Annotated in this window: 18 protein-coding genes; 6 read left to right on the top strand and 12 right to left on the bottom strand. The window is 68.6% G+C overall.

Annotation, left to right across the window (positions count from 1 at the left end; translation table 11 throughout):
- Positions 1 to 30: 30 nt before the first annotated feature.
- The 4 genes from WA670_RS08880 to WA670_RS08865 are packed head-to-tail and all read right to left on the bottom strand — an operon-like array spanning position 31 to position 3,402.
- Positions 31 to 924 carry an ABC transporter substrate-binding protein gene (locus tag WA670_RS08880; RefSeq protein ID WP_037817221.1) on the bottom strand — a complete coding sequence of 298 codons (894 nt, stop codon included), beginning with the start codon at positions 922 to 924 and terminating at the stop codon, positions 31 to 33.
- Positions 921 to 1,625 (bottom strand): ABC transporter permease, encoded by a 705-nt coding sequence (locus WA670_RS08875; protein WP_336157396.1) that lies wholly within the window; start codon positions 1,623 to 1,625, stop codon positions 921 to 923. Before WA670_RS08875 ends, WA670_RS08880 begins: the two co-directional genes overlap by 4 nt.
- Positions 1,622 to 2,314 (bottom strand): ABC transporter permease, encoded by a 693-nt coding sequence (locus tag WA670_RS08870; protein ID WP_134728109.1) that lies wholly within the window; start codon positions 2,312 to 2,314, stop codon positions 1,622 to 1,624. Before WA670_RS08870 ends, WA670_RS08875 begins: the two co-directional genes overlap by 4 nt.
- Positions 2,314 to 3,402 carry an ABC transporter ATP-binding protein gene (locus WA670_RS08865; RefSeq protein ID WP_275295889.1) on the bottom strand — a complete coding sequence of 363 codons (1,089 nt, stop codon included), beginning with the start codon at positions 3,400 to 3,402 and terminating at the stop codon, positions 2,314 to 2,316. Before WA670_RS08865 ends, WA670_RS08870 begins: the two co-directional genes overlap by 1 nt.
- Before the next feature lie 97 nt (positions 3,403 to 3,499).
- Between WA670_RS08865 and WA670_RS08860 the strand changes: the two genes are divergently transcribed.
- Positions 3,500 to 4,924: a bis-aminopropyl spermidine synthase family protein gene (locus WA670_RS08860; protein ID WP_336157391.1), complete on the top strand. Its 1,425-nt coding sequence runs from the start codon at positions 3,500 to 3,502 to the stop codon at positions 4,922 to 4,924.
- Positions 4,925 to 5,574: 650 nt separating this feature from the next.
- Here WA670_RS08860 and WA670_RS08855 read toward each other — a convergent pair.
- Both WA670_RS08855 and WA670_RS08850 read right to left on the bottom strand, forming a co-directional pair.
- A complete protein-coding gene (locus tag WA670_RS08855) occupies positions 5,575 to 6,450 on the bottom strand; it encodes a TIGR03620 family F420-dependent LLM class oxidoreductase (protein ID WP_336157390.1) in 876 nt (291 codons plus the stop codon).
- Positions 6,451 to 6,556: 106 nt separating this feature from the next.
- Positions 6,557 to 7,738, bottom strand: coding sequence for an NAD(P)-dependent malic enzyme (locus WA670_RS08850; RefSeq protein WP_037816832.1), 1,182 nt, complete (start codon positions 7,736 to 7,738; stop codon positions 6,557 to 6,559).
- Positions 7,739 to 8,111: 373 nt separating this feature from the next.
- Here WA670_RS08850 and WA670_RS08845 point away from each other — a divergent pair, with 373 nt between their 5' ends.
- Positions 8,112 to 8,720, top strand: coding sequence for a dTDP-4-dehydrorhamnose 3,5-epimerase family protein (locus WA670_RS08845; RefSeq protein WP_238604345.1), 609 nt, complete (start codon positions 8,112 to 8,114; stop codon positions 8,718 to 8,720).
- Here WA670_RS08845 and WA670_RS08840 read toward each other — a convergent pair.
- On the bottom strand, positions 8,717 to 10,339 hold the full coding sequence (locus WA670_RS08840; protein ID WP_238604344.1) for a GMC oxidoreductase: 1,623 nt from the start codon (positions 10,337 to 10,339) through the stop codon (positions 8,717 to 8,719). The two genes, WA670_RS08845 and WA670_RS08840, sit on opposite strands and share 4 nt — an antisense overlap.
- Before the next feature lie 124 nt (positions 10,340 to 10,463).
- Entirely contained in the window at positions 10,464 to 10,940 is a 477-nt protein-coding gene (locus tag WA670_RS08835) for a hotdog fold domain-containing protein (protein WP_037816508.1), read from the bottom strand.
- 86 nt (positions 10,941 to 11,026) lie between these two features.
- On the opposite strand from WA670_RS08835, the gene WA670_RS08830 reads away from it, so the two are divergent.
- Positions 11,027 to 11,617 carry an acid phosphatase gene (locus tag WA670_RS08830; RefSeq protein WP_037816510.1) on the top strand — a complete coding sequence of 197 codons (591 nt, stop codon included), beginning with the start codon at positions 11,027 to 11,029 and terminating at the stop codon, positions 11,615 to 11,617.
- A gap of 1 nt (position 11,618) precedes the next feature.
- Positions 11,619 to 12,101 (top strand): GNAT family N-acetyltransferase, encoded by a 483-nt coding sequence (locus tag WA670_RS08825; protein ID WP_336157386.1) that lies wholly within the window; start codon positions 11,619 to 11,621, stop codon positions 12,099 to 12,101.
- Between the two features lie 51 nt (positions 12,102 to 12,152).
- Here WA670_RS08825 and WA670_RS08820 read toward each other — a convergent pair whose 3' ends face one another.
- Together WA670_RS08820 and WA670_RS08815 are read right to left on the bottom strand one after the other, a co-directional pair.
- The gene (locus WA670_RS08820; protein WP_336157384.1) at positions 12,153 to 13,736 is read right to left on the bottom strand and encodes an alpha/beta hydrolase; all 1,584 of its coding nucleotides are present in this window, start codon (positions 13,734 to 13,736) and stop codon (positions 12,153 to 12,155) included.
- A gap of 120 nt (positions 13,737 to 13,856) precedes the next feature.
- Complete coding sequence (locus WA670_RS08815; RefSeq protein ID WP_037816520.1) at positions 13,857 to 14,339, bottom strand: hypothetical protein; 483 nt, start codon at positions 14,337 to 14,339, stop codon at positions 13,857 to 13,859.
- A gap of 355 nt (positions 14,340 to 14,694) precedes the next feature.
- Here WA670_RS08815 and WA670_RS08810 point away from each other — a divergent pair, with 355 nt between their 5' ends.
- Both WA670_RS08810 and WA670_RS08805 read left to right on the top strand, forming a co-directional pair.
- Entirely contained in the window at positions 14,695 to 15,621 is a 927-nt protein-coding gene (locus tag WA670_RS08810) for a diacylglycerol/lipid kinase family protein (RefSeq protein WP_037816524.1), read from the top strand.
- Positions 15,622 to 15,892: 271 nt separating this feature from the next.
- Positions 15,893 to 16,147, top strand: a complete 255-nt coding sequence (locus WA670_RS08805) for a WhiB family transcriptional regulator (protein ID WP_009082948.1) — start codon at positions 15,893 to 15,895, stop codon at positions 16,145 to 16,147.
- A gap of 261 nt (positions 16,148 to 16,408) precedes the next feature.
- Here the strand turns inward: WA670_RS08805 and WA670_RS08800 are convergent, their stop codons facing one another.
- Positions 16,409 to 17,368: a GNAT family N-acetyltransferase gene (locus WA670_RS08800; protein WP_336157380.1), complete on the bottom strand. Its 960-nt coding sequence runs from the start codon at positions 17,366 to 17,368 to the stop codon at positions 16,409 to 16,411.
- 44 nt (positions 17,369 to 17,412) lie between these two features.
- A complete protein-coding gene (locus WA670_RS08795) occupies positions 17,413 to 18,933 on the bottom strand; it encodes a sensor histidine kinase (RefSeq protein ID WP_009082952.1) in 1,521 nt (506 codons plus the stop codon).
- Positions 18,934 to 18,955 lie beyond the last annotated feature (22 nt).

Raw genomic sequence — 18,955 nt, 5'->3', positions numbered from 1 at the left:
GGCGAATCCGGTTAGAACCGGCAACGCCACTCACGAGGCCGCCAACCCGTTCCGCCGCAAGAACTCCTCAGCGATATCCTTAGCGTTCCGCTTCTCATCCGTGTACTGCACGTTCAGCTCAGTCAACTGCTCCGTAGTCAACGCCGCCGAAACCCGGTTCAGCGCAGCCGTTTCAGCGGCATTCAACGTCCCCCGCGACACCAGCGGCACGATGTTCTGCGCCGGGAACATGTGCTTGTCGTCCTCCAGCGGCACGAACCCATTGGACGCGATAGTCGCCGACGTGCTGAACAAGTCCGCCACTTGCACCTCACCCGACTTCAACGCCGCCACCGTCACCGGCCCGCCGGTATCCGTCGTGCGGATTTCCTTGAACTCGCACCCGTACAGCTGCTTGATCCGGTCCTTCCACCGGCTGCTCCACTGCCCCGGCCCGCCCATCACCAGGTCCTTGCAGCGCGGTCCCAGATCAGAAAAGGTCTTCACCCCGGTGGCCGCGAGTTCCTTGCCCACCACGAGCAAATCCTTGTCCTGCGCGGGCGACTGGTCGAGAACCTCGAACCCGCCCGGGATTTTCTGCTTCAGCTGTGCGTAAACATCTTCCGACGTCGTCGCCGGAGTGTTCTTGTCGAAATACCGCAGCAGGTTCCCGGAGTAATCCGGCACCACGGACAAAGACTTGTCCTGCAACGCTTTCACCACGACCTCGCGGCTGCCGACCGGCGGTCGCACCGTCACGTTGTGCGCGCCGACATTCCGCAAGGCCCCGGCATAAATCTGGGCCAGCAAGGAACTTTCCCCGACATCCGACGCGCCGATGATGATGTCGCCGGTACTGCCGCCCTCACCGCCGCCGGACAGCGGGTTTCCGCACGCCGACGCCAGCAGCGCCAGCCCGGCCACCAGGATCCCCCACCGTTTCACGCTGCTCCTCCCGCGGCCGCTGCCCGGCCGGACGCTGCTTGCGCGGCCAGCCGGACTCCCTTGGGCACCAAGGCCCGCTGTGCGGCGGCGAGCAGCAGGTCGACCACGATCGCCAGCAACGCGGTGAGAATCGCGCCCGCGACGACCTCGGTGTAGTCCAAAATGGCCAGTCCGTCGAGCAGGAACCGGCCGAGGCCGCCGAGACCGACGTACGCGGCTACCGCGGCCGTCGCGATCAGCTGCAGGACCGCGTTGCGGATTCCGCCCAGTACCAACGGAAGCGCGATCGGCACCTCGACTTTCCACAGTCGTTGCCAGCCGGTCATCCCGATGCCTTGCGCGGCGTCGACGACATCGTGTTCGGCCGCCTGCAGGCCAGCGTACGTGCCCGCCAGCACCGGCGGGATCGCCAGCACCACCAGGCCGATGATGGTCGCGGTGGTGCTTTCGGTGAAGAGCAGGAACAGGAACGTCACGAGCCCGAGCGTCGGCAGCGCGCGGATCGCGTTGCCCACCCCGACCAGCACGACGCCGCCGCGGCCGGTGTGGCCGACGAACAGTCCAATCGGGATCGCGATCACCAGTGCGATGACCAGCGCCAGCGCGATGTAGCCGACGTGCTGGGCGAGCCGGGCGAGAATGCCGCCCGTGCCCTGCCAGTTCGCGGCCGTGGTGAACCAGGCGAAGACGTCGCCGATCATCCCGCCACCTCCGCGGCCGGCGCGCGACCCGCTCTCTCCCAAGGCGTCAACAGATTGCGCAGCAACACCAGCAGCAGGTCGACGATCAACGCGAGCAGCATCGTCAGCACGATCCCGACCACGATCGGCGAGAAGTACTCCCGCTGGAACCCGTCGGTGAACAGCACGCCGAGCGCCCCGGTCCCGATCAGCGCACCGACGCTCACCAGGCTGATATTGCTCACCGACGCCACCCGCACCCCCGCCGCGAGCACCGGCACCGCGAGCGGCAGTTCGACGCTGAAGAACCGGCGCGGCCCGCGATATCCGATCGCCGTGGCAGCCGCGACGATGTGCGGCGGCACGGCTTCCAACGCGTCGAGCACCGGACGCACCAGCAGCGCGGTGGTGTAGATAGTCAACGCGACGATCACGTTGACGCTGTCGAGAATCTTCGTCCCGATAATGCCGGGAATCACCACAAAAAGCGCCAGCGACGGAATCGTGTACAGCAGATTCCCCACCACCAGCAGCACACTGCGCGCGGGCCGCCAGCGATGCCCCAGCCAGCCGAGCAGGATCGCCAGCACGATGCCCGCGACCAGCGGCACCAGCGCGAGATAGATGTTCTCGAGCAGATTGGCGAGGATTTCGCCGCGGTTGTTGGAGCTCGACAGGTACCGGCCGAGTTCGCCGAAGAAGTCGCCCATCAGGACGCCTGCGGGGAGGCCTCGATTACATCCAAGACCTGGTGCGCGACCACCGTCCCGAGCACGCGGTTCTCGTCGTCCACCACGACGCCGAGACTGGCCGGCGACGACAGCGCCGCGTCGAGCGCCCCGCGGATCGGCGTGCCCTGCACGTACAGCGATCCGCCTGCCACGAGGTCGGTTTCCGCCAACGAGCCGTCCACTGTGGAGCCTGGCGGAAGCCAGCCGCGCGGCTGTTTCTCGTCGTTCACCGCGAGCAGCCAGCCCTCCGACGGGCCGTCGATCTTGCTGCCGAGCTCGATCGTCCGAGCCGGCGAAACCTCGACGCCGCTCGCCGGCAGGAACGAAAGCCCGCGATACCCGCGGTCCCGGCCGACGAACGACGCGACGAAGTCGTCCACCGGATGCCGCAGCACCTCGGCCGGCGTGCCGTACTGCGCGAGCTTCCCGCCGACGCGCATCACCGCGACCTTGTCCCCGAGCCGCACCGCCTCGTCGATGTCGTGCGTGACGAACACGATTGTCTTGCCCAGCTGGGATTGCAGCCGCAGCAGCTCGTCCTGCAGCCCTTCGCGGACCACCGGGTCGACCGCGGAAAACGGCTCGTCCATCAGCAACACCGGCGAATCGGCGGCAAGCGCACGAGCCACGCCGACGCGCTGCTGCTGCCCGCCGGACAGCTGCGCCGGATACCGCTTCCCGAGTTCCGTCGGCAGGCCGACCGTCTCGAGCAACTCGGCCGCCCTGGCGCGCGCCTTGCGTTTGTCCCATCCGGACAGCAGCGGCACGGTCGCGATGTTGTCGAGCACTGTCCGGTGTGGAAAGAGCCCGGCGTGCTGGATCACGTAGCCGATGCCGCGGCGCAGCACCGCCGGGTCGCCTTCGCTGACGTCCTTGCCGTCCAGCAGCACCGCGCCGGAGGTGGGTTCGACCATCCGGTTGATCATCCGCAGCGAGGTCGTCTTGCCGCACCCGGACGGACCGACGAACACCGTGATCGTGCCGTCTTCCACGGTGAGCGAGAGGCCGTCGACCGCGACCGTGCCGTCCGGATAGCGCTTGACGACGTCTCGGAATTCGATGGTCACAGACTTCTCCCCACGTCCTGGTGCAGAGTCCGACGGTAGCCCACTCGCGCGGCCTTGGCAGCCTGTCCCGCAGCGTGGCCGACTACCCTCGGACCCCGTGACCGCCCTAGACGACGTCCTCGCCGCACATGGCGCCGCCGTCCGCCCGCTCTACGAAGTGCTCACCCTGCTCCGCAGCGGCTCGTACGAACTGGCCGACCTAGTGCGGCTCACCGCCGCCCCGCGCCGAAGCGTCGAAGACCTTCTCGCAGCGCTGGAACCGGACCTGGAACGCTCCCCCGCAGGCATCCGCATCGCCCCGCCCGCACGCGCCACCTACGCGTCGTACTCCCTGCCGCCCCTGCCCGACCCCCTCGACGCCGCGGTCGCCGCCCAACCGGCCCTGCTCACCATGCTGGCCGAACGAATCGCCGCCGTCCCGCCCCCGCTCGCGGCCTTGGACCACGTGCAAGCCACCCCGGAGACCGTGCTGCGCCGCGCGTTGTGGCTGAACTCCCGCTACGACCTCCGCCGCAGCAAGGTGCTCTTCCTCGGCGACCACGATCTGACGTCGCTAGCCGTGCGCGCGGTGTGCCCGGAAGCGGAACTGTCCGTAGTGGACCTGGACGAACGCGTCCTGTCCTACCTGGACACCACCGGCGAACGCACCATCTTCACCGCCCACGCCGACCTGCGCGTCGGCCTGCCCCCGGCCCTGACCGGCAAAGCAGACCTGGTCTTCAGCGACCCGCCCTACACGCCGGAAGGCATGGGCCTCTTCGCCGCCCGCGCAGTGCAAGCCTTGCGCGAACCCACCGAAGGCCGAATCCTCCTGGCCTACGGCTACAGCCCGCGCCACCCCGCGCTAGGCGCGCAAGTGCAGCGCTCCCTCGCCACCCTGGGCCTGACCTACGAGGCGATCCTCCCGGACTTCAACCGCTACACCGGCGCCCAAGCAATCGGCAGCGCGGCAGACTTGTACGTCTGCCAACCAACCGCGAAGGCGAAGAAATCGTTCGCCCGCAAGGGAAGCTCCGCCATCTACACGCACGGCCCGCAATCAGTCGAATCAGCCGGCACCAAGCCGGGCCTTCTGGCGGCCGCCCGAGAAATCGCCTCCGAAGGCGGCCTGGCCCTGGAAACGCGCCCCGTCGGCTGGGCCACGTCCGGCCCCGAAGGCGATGCCGTCGCCATGGACCTCACCGCCGACCCAGGCCCCTGGCTACTGCGCACCCTGCTGGGCACGAACGCCCGACGCCTGGCACTGCTGCTGCCGAACAACCACCCCGACCTCGCGGACGCAGCCGCGCAAGCAGCCCTGACCGCACTGGTCGCGGACAAGTACCGCCTCCGCCTGCTCCGCAGCACCCCCGACAACCGCCACGCGATCGTCGCCGCAGACCTGGTCGACCACCCGTCCGAACTGCTGACCCGCGCCCACGCGAGGCTGGCTAATGCCGCACTGAACGTCCCAGAGGATTTGGCGGACCTACGCCTGGTGGACGTCCCCCGACACCGCCTAGCGGAACTGCTCCCCGGCTGACCACCAGCCGCTACTGGGCGGCCAGGTTGAAGCAGCTGGAGCGGCCAGATTGAAGACCCAGTAGCGGCCAGATTGCCGTCAACCTAGCGGCCAGATTGACGGCAATGCAGCGGCCAGACTGCGCTATCCGCCCGCTGACCAGCGCAATCGCTTCTCGCTCGCCGCCCCGGGCTCGCGCGCGATCACTGCTTCCGGCAATAGGTCGTGAGGGCCACCCTCATTGACTATGACTCCCTCAGGGTTCCCCTCACGACCGTCGGCGGGCCGTGAGGGGCTCCTTCAGAGACCCAGATTCCCTCGAGGAGCCCTTCACGGGCCACACCACACCGCCCCGCCCGCCGCCCCGGGATGCGCCCCAATGTGGCATTGGGTGCGTCCCACGCACCGAACGCCACATTGGGTGCGCCACATGCACCCAATGCCACATTGGGGCGCAAGCCCCCACCTCAAGCAAACCGCCACCGATGCACCCAACTCGAAGTGCACCCACACCACCCCCGCACCCCGATACGAAGCTCTCCTGCGGTCTGGGGTGGCTTGTCAAGGCATCTTTCCCGCCTTGACAAGCCACCCCAGACCGTCAGCACAATCAAGCTTCGGGGTGCCCCACGCACGCCAGAACGCAATGTCGCCGCCAGGCGACGAGCCGACTAAAACAACTCCCCAGCCAACCCCCGATAAACCCCCACCACCTCATCGTCATAAACCTGCAATCGCACCCCCGGCAACCCAGGATGCAGCTGATACTTCTCCGTAACCACCTGCACCACAACATGATCCGCCCCAGCCGCCCGATGCTCCCCCAACCGAGCAGCGACCGCGGAAACATCCCCCAACGCCACCAAATCGTCAATCAACCGATCAGACCCAGACCCGGCCAAATCCTCATCCGAATACCCCAACCGCCGCAAATTGCGAGTGTAATTACCCAACCCCAAATAAGGATTCTCCACCCGCCCCCGAGCCACGCGCCGAGCCCGAACCAGATCCGAAGTCACCACAACCTTCTGCTCCGGCGCCAAAAACCCACCAGCACCCAACACCGTCCGAGCCGCCCGAGTATGCCGAGGCGGAACCAAATAAGGCACCGCCCCGCCAGCCCGCTCCGCAGCCAACTCCAACATCCTCGGCCCCAACGCAGCCAGCACCCGCCCGGAAACCGGCACCCCACCCGCATCCAGCACATCAAGAAATCGCCGAACCGCATCCATCGGCCGCTCATACCCCGCCGACTGCTCCCGATGCCCAGCCCCGATCCCGAGCACAAACCGCCCGGGAAACTGCGAAGCCACCCGCTGATACGACTCAGCCAACACCGCCGGATCCCCCGACCACACATTGACGACGCTCGACCCCACCACCAACGACTCGGTAGCCGCCAGCAGCTCGTCAATCCCAGCCAGATCCACCCCGGGCCCGCCAAGCCACAACGCCGAATACCCCAACTGCTCGATCTCCGCAGCCATCGCCGGAGTAGTCAACGCCCCGACCTGCCACACGCCGTACCCACGCAATCCGATCTCCATGAAGACCACCGTGGCGACGAAAAAATGGACTGGCAAGTCCAAAAGAAGCCCACAAAGAAGGGCTCCCCGGCACCAGAAAGCCGGAGAGCCCTTCCCCAAGCAAAACTCAGCCAGTCACGCCGTCCTGCTCAGCCGCCTTGGCCACCGCGGCCGCCACCTCAGGCGCGACCCGCGGGTCCAGCGGACTGGGCACGATCCGATCCGGCCCCAGATCATCCGAAGCCACTGCCACGATCGCCTCCGCGGCCGCCAGCTTCATGTTCTCCGTGATCGAGCGCGCGCCTGCGTCGAGGGCGCCGCGGAACACGCCAGGGAACGCCAGCACGTTGTTGATCTGGTTCGGGAAGTCGCTCCGCCCGGTCGCGACGATCGCCGCGTGCTGTGCGGCGACCGCCGGGTGCACCTCCGGGTCCGGATTGGACAGCGCGAACACGATCGAGTCGTCCGCCATCGTCGACAGCAGAGACGGGTCGATCGTCGCCCCGGACAGGCCGAGGAACACGTCCGCTCCGCGCAGCGCCTCGGCGAGGCCGCCGGTGAGCCCGGCCTTGTTCGTGGTCTCGACCAGCTGCCGCTTGATCGGGTTCAGGTCGTCGCGCCCGGCGTGCACAATGCCGCGCGAGTCGAGCACCGTCACGTCCGCGACGCCGGCCGCGAGCAGGATCTTCGCGCAGGCCACCCCAGCCGCGCCCGCACCGGAGACCACGACCCGCTCGCCGGCGATGTCGCGGTCGAGCACCAGGTTCGCGCCGCGCAGGGCGGCGAGGGTGACGATCGCGGTGCCGTGCTGGTCGTCGTGCATGACCGGGCAGTCCAGCGCCTCCTTGAGCTTGTCCTCCAGCTCGAAGCAGCGCGGCGCGGAAATGTCCTCGAGGTTGACCGCGCCGAACGACGGGCGCAGCCGCACCAGGGTCTCGACGATCTCGTCGACGTCGGTGGTGTCGAGCACCAGCGGGATCGAATCCAGCCCGCCGAAGGTTTTGAAGAGGACCGACTTGCCCTCCATGACCGGCAGCGACGCGCTCGCGCCGATGTCCCCGAGGCCGAGCACCGCGGTGCCGTCGCTGACCACTGCCACGAGCCGGTCCGCCCAGGTGTACCGCTTCGCCTTGGCCGCGTCCTCGGCGATCGCGCGGCTCACCTTCGCCACGCCGGGCGTGTAGGCGATCGAGAGGTCGCGCGGGTCGGAGATCGGCCGGGTCGCCGCCACGGAGAGCTTGCCGCCCTCGTGCCCGGTGAAGATCTCGGCGTCGGTCACGGCCGCGACGCTGCTGGCCTGGTCGGTCATCGGAAAACCTGTCGTGGGATCGAGGGAAGCGGGCGGATGGGTCTGGGTCATCGAACGTACTCCTGGGACTGCGAGCGGGGGACCACCTGGTCGACGGGCGTGCAAGCGCCCGTCGAGAGTGGGAACTCGTCCTCCGGACGGCAGCCCAGCGCGGTAGCGCCGGCCTGTCGGCGAGGCGTCTGCGCGGCCATCCGATCCGTGGGGTGTGGCGATGGCCGCCGACGCTGCGGTCCGTCAATCATGACAGGCCCCCGGCAGGCCCCGACCCCTCGGTGCGGCTCATGTCACAGATTCGCGATTCCCAAGACGTCCGTCCGGTTTTGGAAGCAGTTCCGTTCCGGGTCCGGGAAACACACTCGATAGGGTGGCCGCCATGGACTTCCGCCCGCTCAAGGTCTCCGGCGCGTTCGAGTTCGTCCCGCGCGTGTTCCCCGACGAACGCGGACTGTTCGTCGCGCCGTTCCAGGAAGAGGCGATGGTCCGCGCGACCGGGCATCCGCTTCGGGTCGCGCAGACGAACCACAGCGTTTCGCGCGCGGGCTCGATCCGCGGCGTGCATTTCGCCGACACTCCGCCGGGCCAGGCGAAGTACGTCTACTGCCCGGGCGGGTCGCTGCTGGACGTGGTGGTGGACCTGCGCGTCGGCTCGCCGACGTTCGGCGAATGGGACGCGGTGCGGCTCGATGCGGCCGAGTTCCGCGCGGTCTACGTGGCGGAAGGCATCGGGCACGCCTTCATCGCGCTGGAAGACAACACCGTGATGGCCTATCTCTGCTCTGAGCCGTACAACCCGGCGGGCGAGCACGGCATCAACCCGCTCGACCCGGCTCTGGACCTGCCGTGGCCGACCGGACTGGCCCCCATTGTGTCCGAAAAGGACAAAGCAGCGCCAACCCTGGCCGAAGCGCTCGACCAGGGCCTGCTGCCGTCGTACGCCGATTGCGTGGCGTACTACGAAAAGCTGCGGTCAGCGCACCGCTAAGCGCGCACGCCGTCCTCGGCGATGACCCGTTCGATATTGCGCTCGGCCAGCGCGGTGATCGTCACGAACGGGTTCACGCCGGTGCTGCCCGGAATCAGCGAACCGTCCGTCACGTACAGGTTCCGGTACCCCTTCACCCGGCCGTAGTCGTCGGTCGCTTCGCCGAGCACCAATCCGCCGAGCGGGTGGTAGGTGAAGCGGTTCTCGAACGCCCGCGTGTCGCCGAAGAGGTCGTAGCGGTAGATCGTGGAGTTCGCCTTGTTGATCCGGTCGAACAACGATTTCGCCGCGTCGATCGACGGCTGCCCCTGGTCCGGCGACCACTGCAGTTTCGCCGAATCGCTGGCCGCGTCGTAGGCGAAATGGCCGCGTTCGGGGTTCTTGGTGATCGCCAGGTACAGGCTCGCCCACGTTTCTAGCCCGGCGGGCACCGGCGCGATCTCGGCGAACACCGGATGCGTCGGGTTGTCCCAGTCGTCGATGCCGAGCGCGGGCATTCCCGCTTCGAGGCTGCCGGTCGTGTCCCACACGTGGTTGGCGCGGCCGAGCATCACGTTGCCGTTGGTGCCCCAGCCCTGTCCGACCGCTTCGGACAGCCGCGGCAGCCTTCCGGTGTCGCGGGCGCGCACCAGCAGTTCGGTCGAGCCGAGGCTGCCCGCGCCGAGGAACAGGTACTTCGTGGACAGGTGCTTGGTGGCGAGCACATTGCCGAGCGCGTCGGACTCGCGCACCACCAGCGTGTACGTGCCGTCCTGCTGCTGGATGATCTCGCGGACCTCGTGCAGCGTCTGGATGGTCACGTGCCCGGTGCCGAGCGCGGCGGCGAGATACGTCTTGTCCAGCGAGCGTTTGCCGTGGTTGTTGCCGTAGATGACCTCGGACGCGAGCGCCGAGCGTTCGACCGTGCCCGCCTCTTCCTTCTTCATGTACTCGAAGTCGTAGACGCTCGGCACGAACGTCGTCTTCAGCCCGGTTTTCTGCGCGGCTTTCCGGGAAACGCGCGCGAACTGGTACGACTTGCAGGTCTCGAACCAGTCCTCGTCGATGTGGTTCACGCCGAGGCCCGCGTTGGCGCGCGGATAGTACTTGCCGTACATCTCGTCGGCGTTCACCCGCGGCAGGATTTCCTCGAAGTACGAACGCTTCGGCTGCACCGCCATCGCGCCGTTCACCAGCGACCCGCCGCCGACGCCGCGCCCGACGTACACCGACATCCCGCCGTAGTTCACCCGGTCCAGCACCCCGGCGTACGGATCGATGTCGTGGTTCGCGATGTCCAGCCACAGGAAGGACGCGAGCGGCGCTTCAGTGCGCTTCTTGAACCACATCGACCGCCGGTCCGGCTTCAGCATGTCGCAGAAGACCTTGCCGTCCGGGCCCGGTTCGTTCCACAGCTGGCCCATTTCGAGCATCACCGTGGGCACGCCCGCCTCGCCGAGCCGCAGCGCGGTGACCGCCGCGCCGTACCCGGTGCCGATCACCACCGCGGGCGAGTAGTCCGGCAGCGGCGGAGGCGTCGCGGCACGCGCGGTCGTCGCCGAAATGCTGGTCAGTCCAAGGGCCGCGGCGGAGTTCAGCGCGGCGAGGCCGAGAAATCGGCGACGGTTGAGGGAGGCCATGCCCGGCATGCTGACGCGGCCCGGAGCACCCTGGCAAGGCTAAAACGAACGCTATTCGCATTTGCCCAGTAAACGGTGTTAAGTTTCACTCGGCCGGGGTAACGGGAGGTCCAGCTTTCGCCGGTCAGGCGGCTTTCCGGGGCGTGACCCACACCGTGATCGTCGCGGTGACGACCTCGGTCCCGCGCGCGTCCACGATCCGCACCGGAACGGGAAGATCGAATCCCTTGTCGCCGAACTCGGGGATCTCCGGCAATTCGGCGATCGCCCGCAACCCGGTTTCGGCCTTCGCGACGTACCTCACTTCCATGCCCTTGGGCAGCCACCGGTGCGTGGCCGGGACGGTGGCCTCGGCCAGCATGCCCATCGCGATCTCGGCGAGGTTGCAGGCGGCGATCGCGTGGAAGGTCCGGATGTGGTTGTGGACACCCCACCACTTCGGCGCGGTCACCGAACAGTGGCCGGGACGGATCTCCCGGATGCTGGGCAGCACGGTGCCGAAGTAGGGCACCCGGAGGCACATCGCGGCGGAAAACAGCTGCTTGCCGCCCGGTTTCGCGGCCAGTTTGCGCCACAGCCCGTACGTCGACGGCGTACCCATCGGCACCTCCCAGGTGAAGTTACTCACCAGTAGCCTTACACACGACGAACCTGCCGGGCAAACCCGCCCCGGCTATATTCGGCCGCGTGGCACATCGGCTCTTTCTTCTCCGGCACGGCCAGACCGAATGGTCGTCGAACGGCAAGCACACCGGGCGCACCGACATCCCGCTGACCCCGGCGGGCGAGGACCAGGCGCGCGCGGCGGGCGGCACCCTGCGGACCCTGCTCGGCGGACCCGGGCTGGTGCTTTCCAGCCCGCGCGGCCGCGCGCTGCGCACGGCGGAACTCGCCGGCCTGCGCGTGGACGAGGTCACCGAAGACCTGGCCGAATGGGACTACGGCGACTACGAAGGCGTCACCACGCCGACGATCCGCGAGACGGTTCCGGACTGGACCGTCTGGACCCATCCCGTCCCCGGCGGCGAAAGCGCGGACGACGTGCAGGCCCGCGCGGACAAGGTGCTCGACCGCGCCCGGCGCGAAATCGAGAACGGCGACGTCGTCCTGGTCGGGCACGGGCACTTCAGCCGCGTGCTCGTCGCGCGCTGGCTCGGCCTTCCCGGCACCTCGGGTGTCCACTTCGGACTGGACCCGGCCGGTCTCGCGGTGCTCGGCGACGAGCGCGGCGAACCGCAGATCGAACACCTGAACCTGCTGCCCGCGTTGGAGGGATGAAGTGACCGACCCCCGCGTACGGCGGATCCGGCCGGAAGACGTCGACGCCGTCGTGGAGCTCGTCTACGCACTGGCCGAGTACGAACGCGCCCCGCAGGAGTGTCGTCTCACCGCCGAGCAGCTGCACGGCGCGCTGTTCGGCGAGGCCCCGGCGCTGTTCGGCCACGTGGCCGAAGTGGACGGCGAGATCGCCGGATTCACCTTGTGGTTCTTGAACTTCTCGACCTGGCGCGGCACGCACGGGATCTATCTGGAAGACCTGTACGTACGCGAGGAACAACGCGGTTCGGGCCTCGGCAAGGTGCTGCTGGCGACGCTGGCCGCGGAATGCGTGGACAAGGGCTACCACCGGCTGGAGTGGTCGGTGCTGAACTGGAACCCGGCGGTCGGGTTCTACCGGGCGCTGGGTGCGCTGCCGCAGGACGAATGGTCGGTGTACCGGCTGACTGACGAACCGTTGCAGGTGCTGGCCAAAGAGGCGTGAGACTCGTGCGCGCCTAGGCCGGTGAGAACCGGCTTAGGCGCGCACGAGCTTTTACGGCGTCGGCAACGGCAGCCCCGGCAGGCTCTGGTCCCGCGGCACCACCCCGTCGACCAGGTAGTCGTCGACCACCTTGTCCACCGCCTTGTTCCCGCCAATTCCGTAGATCCCGTGGTCGCCTTCCCCGGTGACGGTCAGCATCCGCGAGTTCTGGAACGCGGCGTGCGCCTTCCGGGCACCTTCGATCGGCGTGGCCGGGTCGTGTTCGGACTGGACGATCACCACCGGCGGCACGCCTTTCCCGTTCAGCACCGGCATCGGCCGCGGCTGCCCGGGCCAGAAGGCACAGACCTGGAGCCCCATCCACAACGAACTGTGCACAGTCACGCCCTGGTCGAGGTACTCCTGCGACCGGCGGATCAGCGACTGCCGGTTGCCCTTCCACGGCCCGTCGTTGCACAGCGTCGTGATCAACGTCGACACCATCGCGTCGTCCGCACCGGTCTGAACCGCACCGCCCATCGGACTCGTGTTCTTCGCCTCCGACAACGTCTTCCCGAGCGCCGCGCGAGCGTCGTCCTTGACCTGCGCCGAAGACCGCGCGTCGGTCAGTGTTTTGACCCGGACCAGCACGGTCGCGATCGTCGGGAACTGGCTCTTGGCCTTGAGCGCGCCGACGATGAAGGAGTCCAGCGCGACCGCGCCGAGCTTCGTGCCGTTCACCTCGACCGGCTCGCGGGTCAGCGCGTACCGGACGCTTTCATAGGTTTGCCGGGCCGCCTCGCCGGTCGTGCCGAAGTGGTACTTGGCGTCGTAGCGGGCCAGCCACGGCAGGAAGTCCTGCCGCCAGCGGCGTTCGTAACCGGCCGGCTGGAAGTCGAACGACTGCTGCCAGGAGCCGGTGAACTGGGTCGAGGAATCGAGCACGAACCGGCCGGTGTGCTGCGGGAACTGCTGGGCGTAGTGCGCGCCGAGCCAGGTGCCCGCCGAGTACCCGATCCAGTTGATCCGGTCGCGGCCGAGCAGGGTGCGCAGCAGGTCGAGGTCCCGGACGTTCTGGAAGGTGCTGATCAGCGACCCCAGCTCGCCCGAGGCCCGATGGCAGGCGGTCGCGACATACCGGACCGCGTCGACGATCTGGTTCAGATTGCGCGGATCGCGATCGCGCGGGTCGAGATCGGCTCCGGTGTCGGCCGCGCCGCCGCAGGTGACGTTGGTGCTGCGGCCGGTGCCGCGGGTGTCGATGCCGATGATCTCCTGGTGCTCGCGCAGTTTGCCCTGGCCGCGCAGCATCGCCGGGAACCAGCGGCCGGCGCCGCCGGGACCGCCCGGGTTGGTGAGCACCGACGCCGTCGTGGCCCCGGTGGATTTGAGCCTGCTGATCGCGATGGTCAGGTACTGCCCGTCGGCCGGACGGTCCCAGTCCCGGGGCGTGCGGTAGGCGGAGCATTCGAGGCCCGAGATGTCGGTGCCCGGTGGCAGGTCGGCCAGCTCGCCCGGCGCGCAGGCGTGCCAGTCCAGCGCCTGCCCGGCGTAGCGGGCCGGGATCGCGGCGGCGTCCGCGGCCGCGGGCAATGCCCCGGCAAGCAGCCCGCCCGCCACCGCGGTGCTGGTCACGACGAGACGCAGTCTCCTCATGGGTTCCCCTCTTCGGAATTCGGATGAATTCGGTTGCGCAGTCCCGATTCCATCGGCTGAGGGGTGCCGCTACCAGTGCCGCCGCGTCACCTGTCCGCCATGACGTGACGTCACTGTCGTTCAGTCCTGTTCGTGCCGCTCCCGCTCGGCCCGCCGCCCCGCGAGACCGCCGCGCTCGGCGGCTTCTTCCTCGGTCTCGTCGTCGTGCATTCCGAGCGCCCACGCCCGCGACGGGCGGCGGAACAGCAGCACCAGCGCCGCCAGCCCGCACAGGCCGATCGGGACGCCCCACAGCGGCTGCCCGGACGGTCCGAGCAGGTACCAGCCGACCCCGATCAGCAGCAGCGCCACGACGACGCCGGGCGAACGCGCCCACGTCTGGCCCAGCAGCAGTCCGACCGAGGCGGCGAGGAAGACCACCGCCAGCACCGCGTACGTGCCGAACTCGGCCCACACGTTGTTGCCCGGGATCGGCGGGTTCTGCAGCCCGTGCACCAGCAGCACCACGCCGAAGACCAGCAGGCCGATCCCGGGCACTCCGGTCAGGACGCCCGCGAGGCGGACCTCGAACGGGGTGGGCGGCGGGTTCTCGGGATGCGACACGGGCGCGGCCCTTTCAGCTGCTGGGGCGGGACTTTGCGGGAAGCTTCGCCGGGCACAGCCACCCGACCAGCGCGGGTCACCGTGCGTGAGCACTACTGATCGTATGCCACCCGGTCGGCCGTTTTCCGGGGCGGCGGCCGCGGAGAAAATCGGGGTAGTCGTCGATGAGCGGGCGGTCGGCCCGGGTGCACTTGTCACGACGCGCGGAGTTTTCGCCGTCTGCAGAGGAGGACCGCCCGCCACAGGGTCGCCACAGGTCACCGAGCCGGGACGGCGCGCGCGAGCGGCTGAGCTTCGCGTCACCATGTGGCGCTGGAGGTACGTCCGCCGGGCGGAAAGCACTTACCCTGCGGTAGTGCGCGCCATCCTCGTCGTGAACCCCCAGGCCACCTCGACCACCGCGGGTGGCCGGGACGTGCTGGCGCACGCGCTGGCCAGCCAGGTGAAGCTCGACGTCGTCGAAACCGACTACCGCGGGCACGCGCTCGCGGTGGCCCGTTCGGCGGCCCGCGACGGTTTCGACCTGGTCGTGGCCCACGGCGGCGACGGCACGGTCAATGAGGTCGTCAACGGTCTCCTCGCCGATACCGCGGGCGCTCCCGGACGCTCCGGGTCCGTCCCGATGCTCGGCGTCGTCCCGGGCGGCTCCGCCAACGTGTTCGCCCGCGCGGTCGGCCTTCCCGCCGATCCGGTCGAGGCGACCCACCAGCTGCTCAACGCGCTGGAGACCGAACGGACCCGGCGGATCGGCCTCGGGCTGGCCGACGGGCACTGGTTCACCTTCAACGCGGGCCTCGGCTGGGACGCCGACGTCGTCGGCCGCGTCGCGAAACGGCGCGGCAAGCAAACCAGCGCGAGCCTCTATCTGCGGGCCGCGGTGCGCTCCTACTTCCGCCCTCCGCTCGGGCGGCCGGCGCTGACCGTCCGGATCCCGGGCGAGGAACCGGCCGAGGCGGTGACCGCATTCGTGTCGAACACCGATCCGTGGACTTACCTCGGGGAACGTCCGGTCCACCTCAACTCCGGCTGCTCGTTCGAGACCGGATTGGGCCTGTTCGCGTTGAACGGTCTGCGATTGCCCACCGTGTTCACGCATGTACGGCAAGCTCTGCTCACGGAGAGCGATCAGCACGGCCGCCGTCTGCTCCGTCGCGACGATGTGCCTCTGATCCGCATCGACGCAGCTGAACCGGTCAACTTCCAGGTCGACGGGGACCTCGTCGGACAACGCACCCGGGTCGAGTTTCAGAGCGTTCCGGATGCACTCACCGTAGTCGGGTAGCCGAGCGACCACTGATCGCCCGCGGCAAAGTGCGTTCTGCCGCTCGGCGACGCAAACCCTCCGTTCACCGCACCGGCCTTCCGGCGAGCGGAGCTTTTCAGAACGAAACCGCAGGTCAGAGGCATAGCTCGGCCGGGTGAGCTGACTCACCGATCTTGTCGAAACCCTTGTCGAACGCGGTGCTTCGTGAAAGCATTCACAAGCACCCAAAAACACGACCGCCACTACTGTGGCGCGGCCCTCCCGCGTCACTGTGAAGGAGCTCACGAACATGGACTGGCGCCACGACGCGGCCTGCCGAGACGAGGACCCCGAGCTGTTCTTCCCGGTGGGAACCAGCGGTCCGGCTCTGTTGCAGGTCTCCGAGGCGAAGGCCGTGTGCCACCGCTGCCCCGCGGCTTCCGACTGCCTGGCCTGGGCTCTGGCCAGCGGCCAGGACGCAGGCGTCTGGGGCGGAATGAGCGAAGACGAGCGACGCGCGCTCAAGCGCCGCCGTACGCACATCGGCACGCGTACCACCGCCTGAGTCTTTTCGACTCAGCTGCAGCACCCAAAATCGCAAGCACCACCTCGGACCGGACTTTCGCCCGGCGGGCATTCGCGTGCCCGTGCCGCACATGGCGACATATACCCGGTTCGAGCGTAACAACCGAGGTCGGCCACCCCGCATCCGGGTGCCGCCTCGCCAAGGACTATCCAAGTCCTCCCGCGGAACGTTGAACGGGCCGGTACCGCCGAGCTTCACTGGTACCGGCCCTTCACCGCGTCTGGGGTCCGATGTGGACACTCAGGCTTCGCGTGCCCAGCGCACGTAACGCATCTTCGGCGTGAACCCGGCGCGCTCGAAAACTCCGGGTGCCCCGGCCGCGCTCGCCGTGTCCACGGTGAGGCTGGCTTGGTCGTACCCGTGCTCCGCGGCGGCCCGTAACGCGTGCGCGATGGCCGCGCTGGCCAGTCTTCGGTTCCGGTAGCCGGGAATGGTGCCGATCACCATGAAGTGCGCGTCGCGAATTCCGGTCGCTTCGGTGTCGGCTGCCCAGGACAGGGTCAGCACGAGACTCACCGGAGCGCCGGTTGCCTTGTCCCGCAGCAGAAAACTGATCTCGGGCTGGAGAGTGTGGTTGGTGAACTTGTTCTGCCACGCGTCCGTGTTCACCGGGGTCGCGCCCCAGTGGTCTGAAAAGGACTCGTTGCGGACGAGCCGGAACTCCTCGTCGAGGTCCCGGGTCCACTGTTCCGCTTGGAATCCGTCCGGGAGCGGCCCTTCGCCGACCGTCCCGAGTGGATGTTCCATGCGCTGGAACCAGCGGGCGGGCGAAAAACCTTGTGCGGCAAAGAGTTCTTTCGTCCCGGCGATGTGCTCGGCCTTGTGGATGTCGACGGCGAGCTTCAGCGTCGGATGGTGCAGTTCGTGCACCGCCTTCGCCCCGGCGATCCCGGCTTCCACCAGCCTGGTGCCGATCCCCTGGCGGCGATAGTCCGGATGGACCCCGCCGTCGAGGAAGACCCGGTGGATTTCCTCGGGATGCTGCTTGTACCGGGTCTTCACGTAGCCGACCATCCGGTCGCCGTCGAACGCGGCGAGGCTCGCGCGTTCGAGATCGGAGAACGGGTCGATCAGCTCTTGGAGAGTGTCGTCGGCGGTGTAGTTCTCGCCGATCCGGTCGGCCGTTTCGATGGCGTTGAGCAGATCGGCCGAGGACTGGGCGTCCGCTTTCGTGAGCGGACGCCACTCGAGGGCTGGCATGCGCCGGACAATAATCCGGCGCGTGCGGGCTGTCGCCGGGTTTTCTAGAGCCGCCGCGACAACGGAATCCGCAGCGCCGCCTCGGTGCCCGGCACCCGGTTGCCCGCCTCGTCCGTGCGGACCTGGCGCAGCGAAAGCGACCCGCGCAGCTCCGATTCCACCAGCGTCCGCACGATCTGCAGTCCGAGCCCGTCGCTGCGCTCCAGCGAGAACCCGGACGGCAGGCCGCGGCCGTTGTCGCGGATCAGGATGTCCAGCCAGCGTGCCGACCGCTCCACGATCAGCTCGACCTTGCCCGGCCTGCCCTGCGGGAACGCGTGCTCGATCGCGTTCTGCACGAGTTCGGCGAGCACCATCACCAGCGGCGTCGCGATCTCGGCCACGACCACGCCGAACGAGCCCTTGCGGGTCATCCCGACCTTCGATTCCGCGGTGGCGACCTCGCCGACCATCGGGAGCACGTTGTCGAGCAGTTTGTCCAGGTCCACGCGTTCGTCGACGGAAATCGACAGCGCCTCGTGCACCATCGCGATCGACGACACCCGCCGCACCGATTCGCCCAGCGCCAGCCGGGCCTCCTCGCTCGTGGTGCGCCGCGACTGGAGCCGCAGCAGCGCGGCGACGGTCTGCAGGTTGTTCTTCACCCGGTGGTGGATCTCGCGGATCGTGGCGTCCTTCGACATCAGCGCGCGGTCGCGGCGCTTGACCTCGGTGACGTCGCGGACCAGCACCAACGCACCCGCGGGCTGCCCGGCCGGGCGCAACGGCAGCGCACGGAACAGCACTACCGCGCCGCGCTTCGAGTCGGCCTCGGTGCGGGTGGACGGCTTGCCGTCGAGGGCCTCGATGATCCGGTGCGACACCTCGGTGGCGTCGAACGGGTCGCGGATCAGCGACCGGGTGAGCGGGGCCAGCCGCTGCCCGACGAGGTCGGATTCGTGGCCCATCCGGTGGTAGGCGGACAGGCCGTTGGGGCTGGCGAACACGACCGTGCCCGCCTGGTCGAGCCGGACGAGACCGTCGCCGACGCGCGGGCTGGTGTGCGTGTCGGTCTGGTTGCCGCCGGCGGGCGGGAAGGTGCCGTCCACGATCATCTGGCACAGATCGCCCGCGCTGCCGAGGTACGCGATCTCCAGCGGGCTCGGCACGCGCGGCGCGGCGAGGTTGGTCTCGCGGCTCAGCACGGCGATCACCTCGCCGCCGAAGCTCACCGGCACCGCTTCGCGGCGCATCGGCAGGTCGCGGTACCAGTGCGGGTCTTCCTCGCGGCAGATCTTGACCTCGCGCATGGCCTTGGCCAGCTGCGGGTGCTCGTCCACGGTGAACCGGGTGCCGACGACGTCCTCGGGATGCGCGGTGGGCGCGGTGGTCGGCCGGGCGTGCGCGACGCACACGAAATCGCCGCCGTCGGGCTGGTGCTCGGCGGAAACCGGGACCCAGAGCAGGAAGTCGGCGAACGAAAGGTCGGCGAGCAGCTGCCACTCCGCGACGACGGTCTGCAGGTGGTCGGCCGCTTCGCCGGGGAGGCCGGTGTTCTCGGCGAGCAGGTCGGAAAGGGTCGACACGGCTACCGGCCGCCCTCGAATG

Origin of the sequence: Amycolatopsis sp. VC5-11, from assembly GCF_037034185.1 — a bacterium.
GTDB classification, from domain to species: Bacteria; Actinomycetota; Actinomycetes; order Mycobacteriales; family Pseudonocardiaceae; genus Amycolatopsis; species Amycolatopsis nivea.
This window is presented reverse-complemented; position numbering and strand designations above follow the sequence as displayed.

Coding starts and splice junctions, on each gene's coding strand:
- WA670_RS08870 (WP_134728109.1), bottom strand. CDS start 2,314: ATGGGCGACTTCTTCGGCGAACTCGGCCGGTACCTGTCGAGCTCCAAC.
- WA670_RS08855 (WP_336157390.1), bottom strand. CDS start 6,450: ATGGAGATCGGATTGCGTGGGTACGGCGTGTGGCAGGTCGGGGCGTTG.
- WA670_RS08840 (WP_238604344.1), bottom strand. CDS start 10,339: ATGGCCTCCCTCAACCGTCGCCGATTTCTCGGCCTCGCCGCGCTGAAC.
- WA670_RS08835 (WP_037816508.1), bottom strand. CDS start 10,940: ATGGGTACGCCGTCGACGTACGGGCTGTGGCGCAAACTGGCCGCGAAA.
- WA670_RS08845 (WP_238604345.1), top strand. CDS start 8,112: ATGGACTTCCGCCCGCTCAAGGTCTCCGGCGCGTTCGAGTTCGTCCCG.
- WA670_RS08850 (WP_037816832.1), bottom strand. CDS start 7,738: ATGACCGACCAGGCCAGCAGCGTCGCGGCCGTGACCGACGCCGAGATC.
- WA670_RS08875 (WP_336157396.1), bottom strand. CDS start 1,625: ATGATCGGCGACGTCTTCGCCTGGTTCACCACGGCCGCGAACTGGCAG.
- WA670_RS08800 (WP_336157380.1), bottom strand. CDS start 17,368: ATGCCAGCCCTCGAGTGGCGTCCGCTCACGAAAGCGGACGCCCAGTCC.
- WA670_RS08820 (WP_336157384.1), bottom strand. CDS start 13,736: ATGAGGAGACTGCGTCTCGTCGTGACCAGCACCGCGGTGGCGGGCGGG.
- WA670_RS08805 (WP_009082948.1), top strand. CDS start 15,893: ATGGACTGGCGCCACGACGCGGCCTGCCGAGACGAGGACCCCGAGCTG.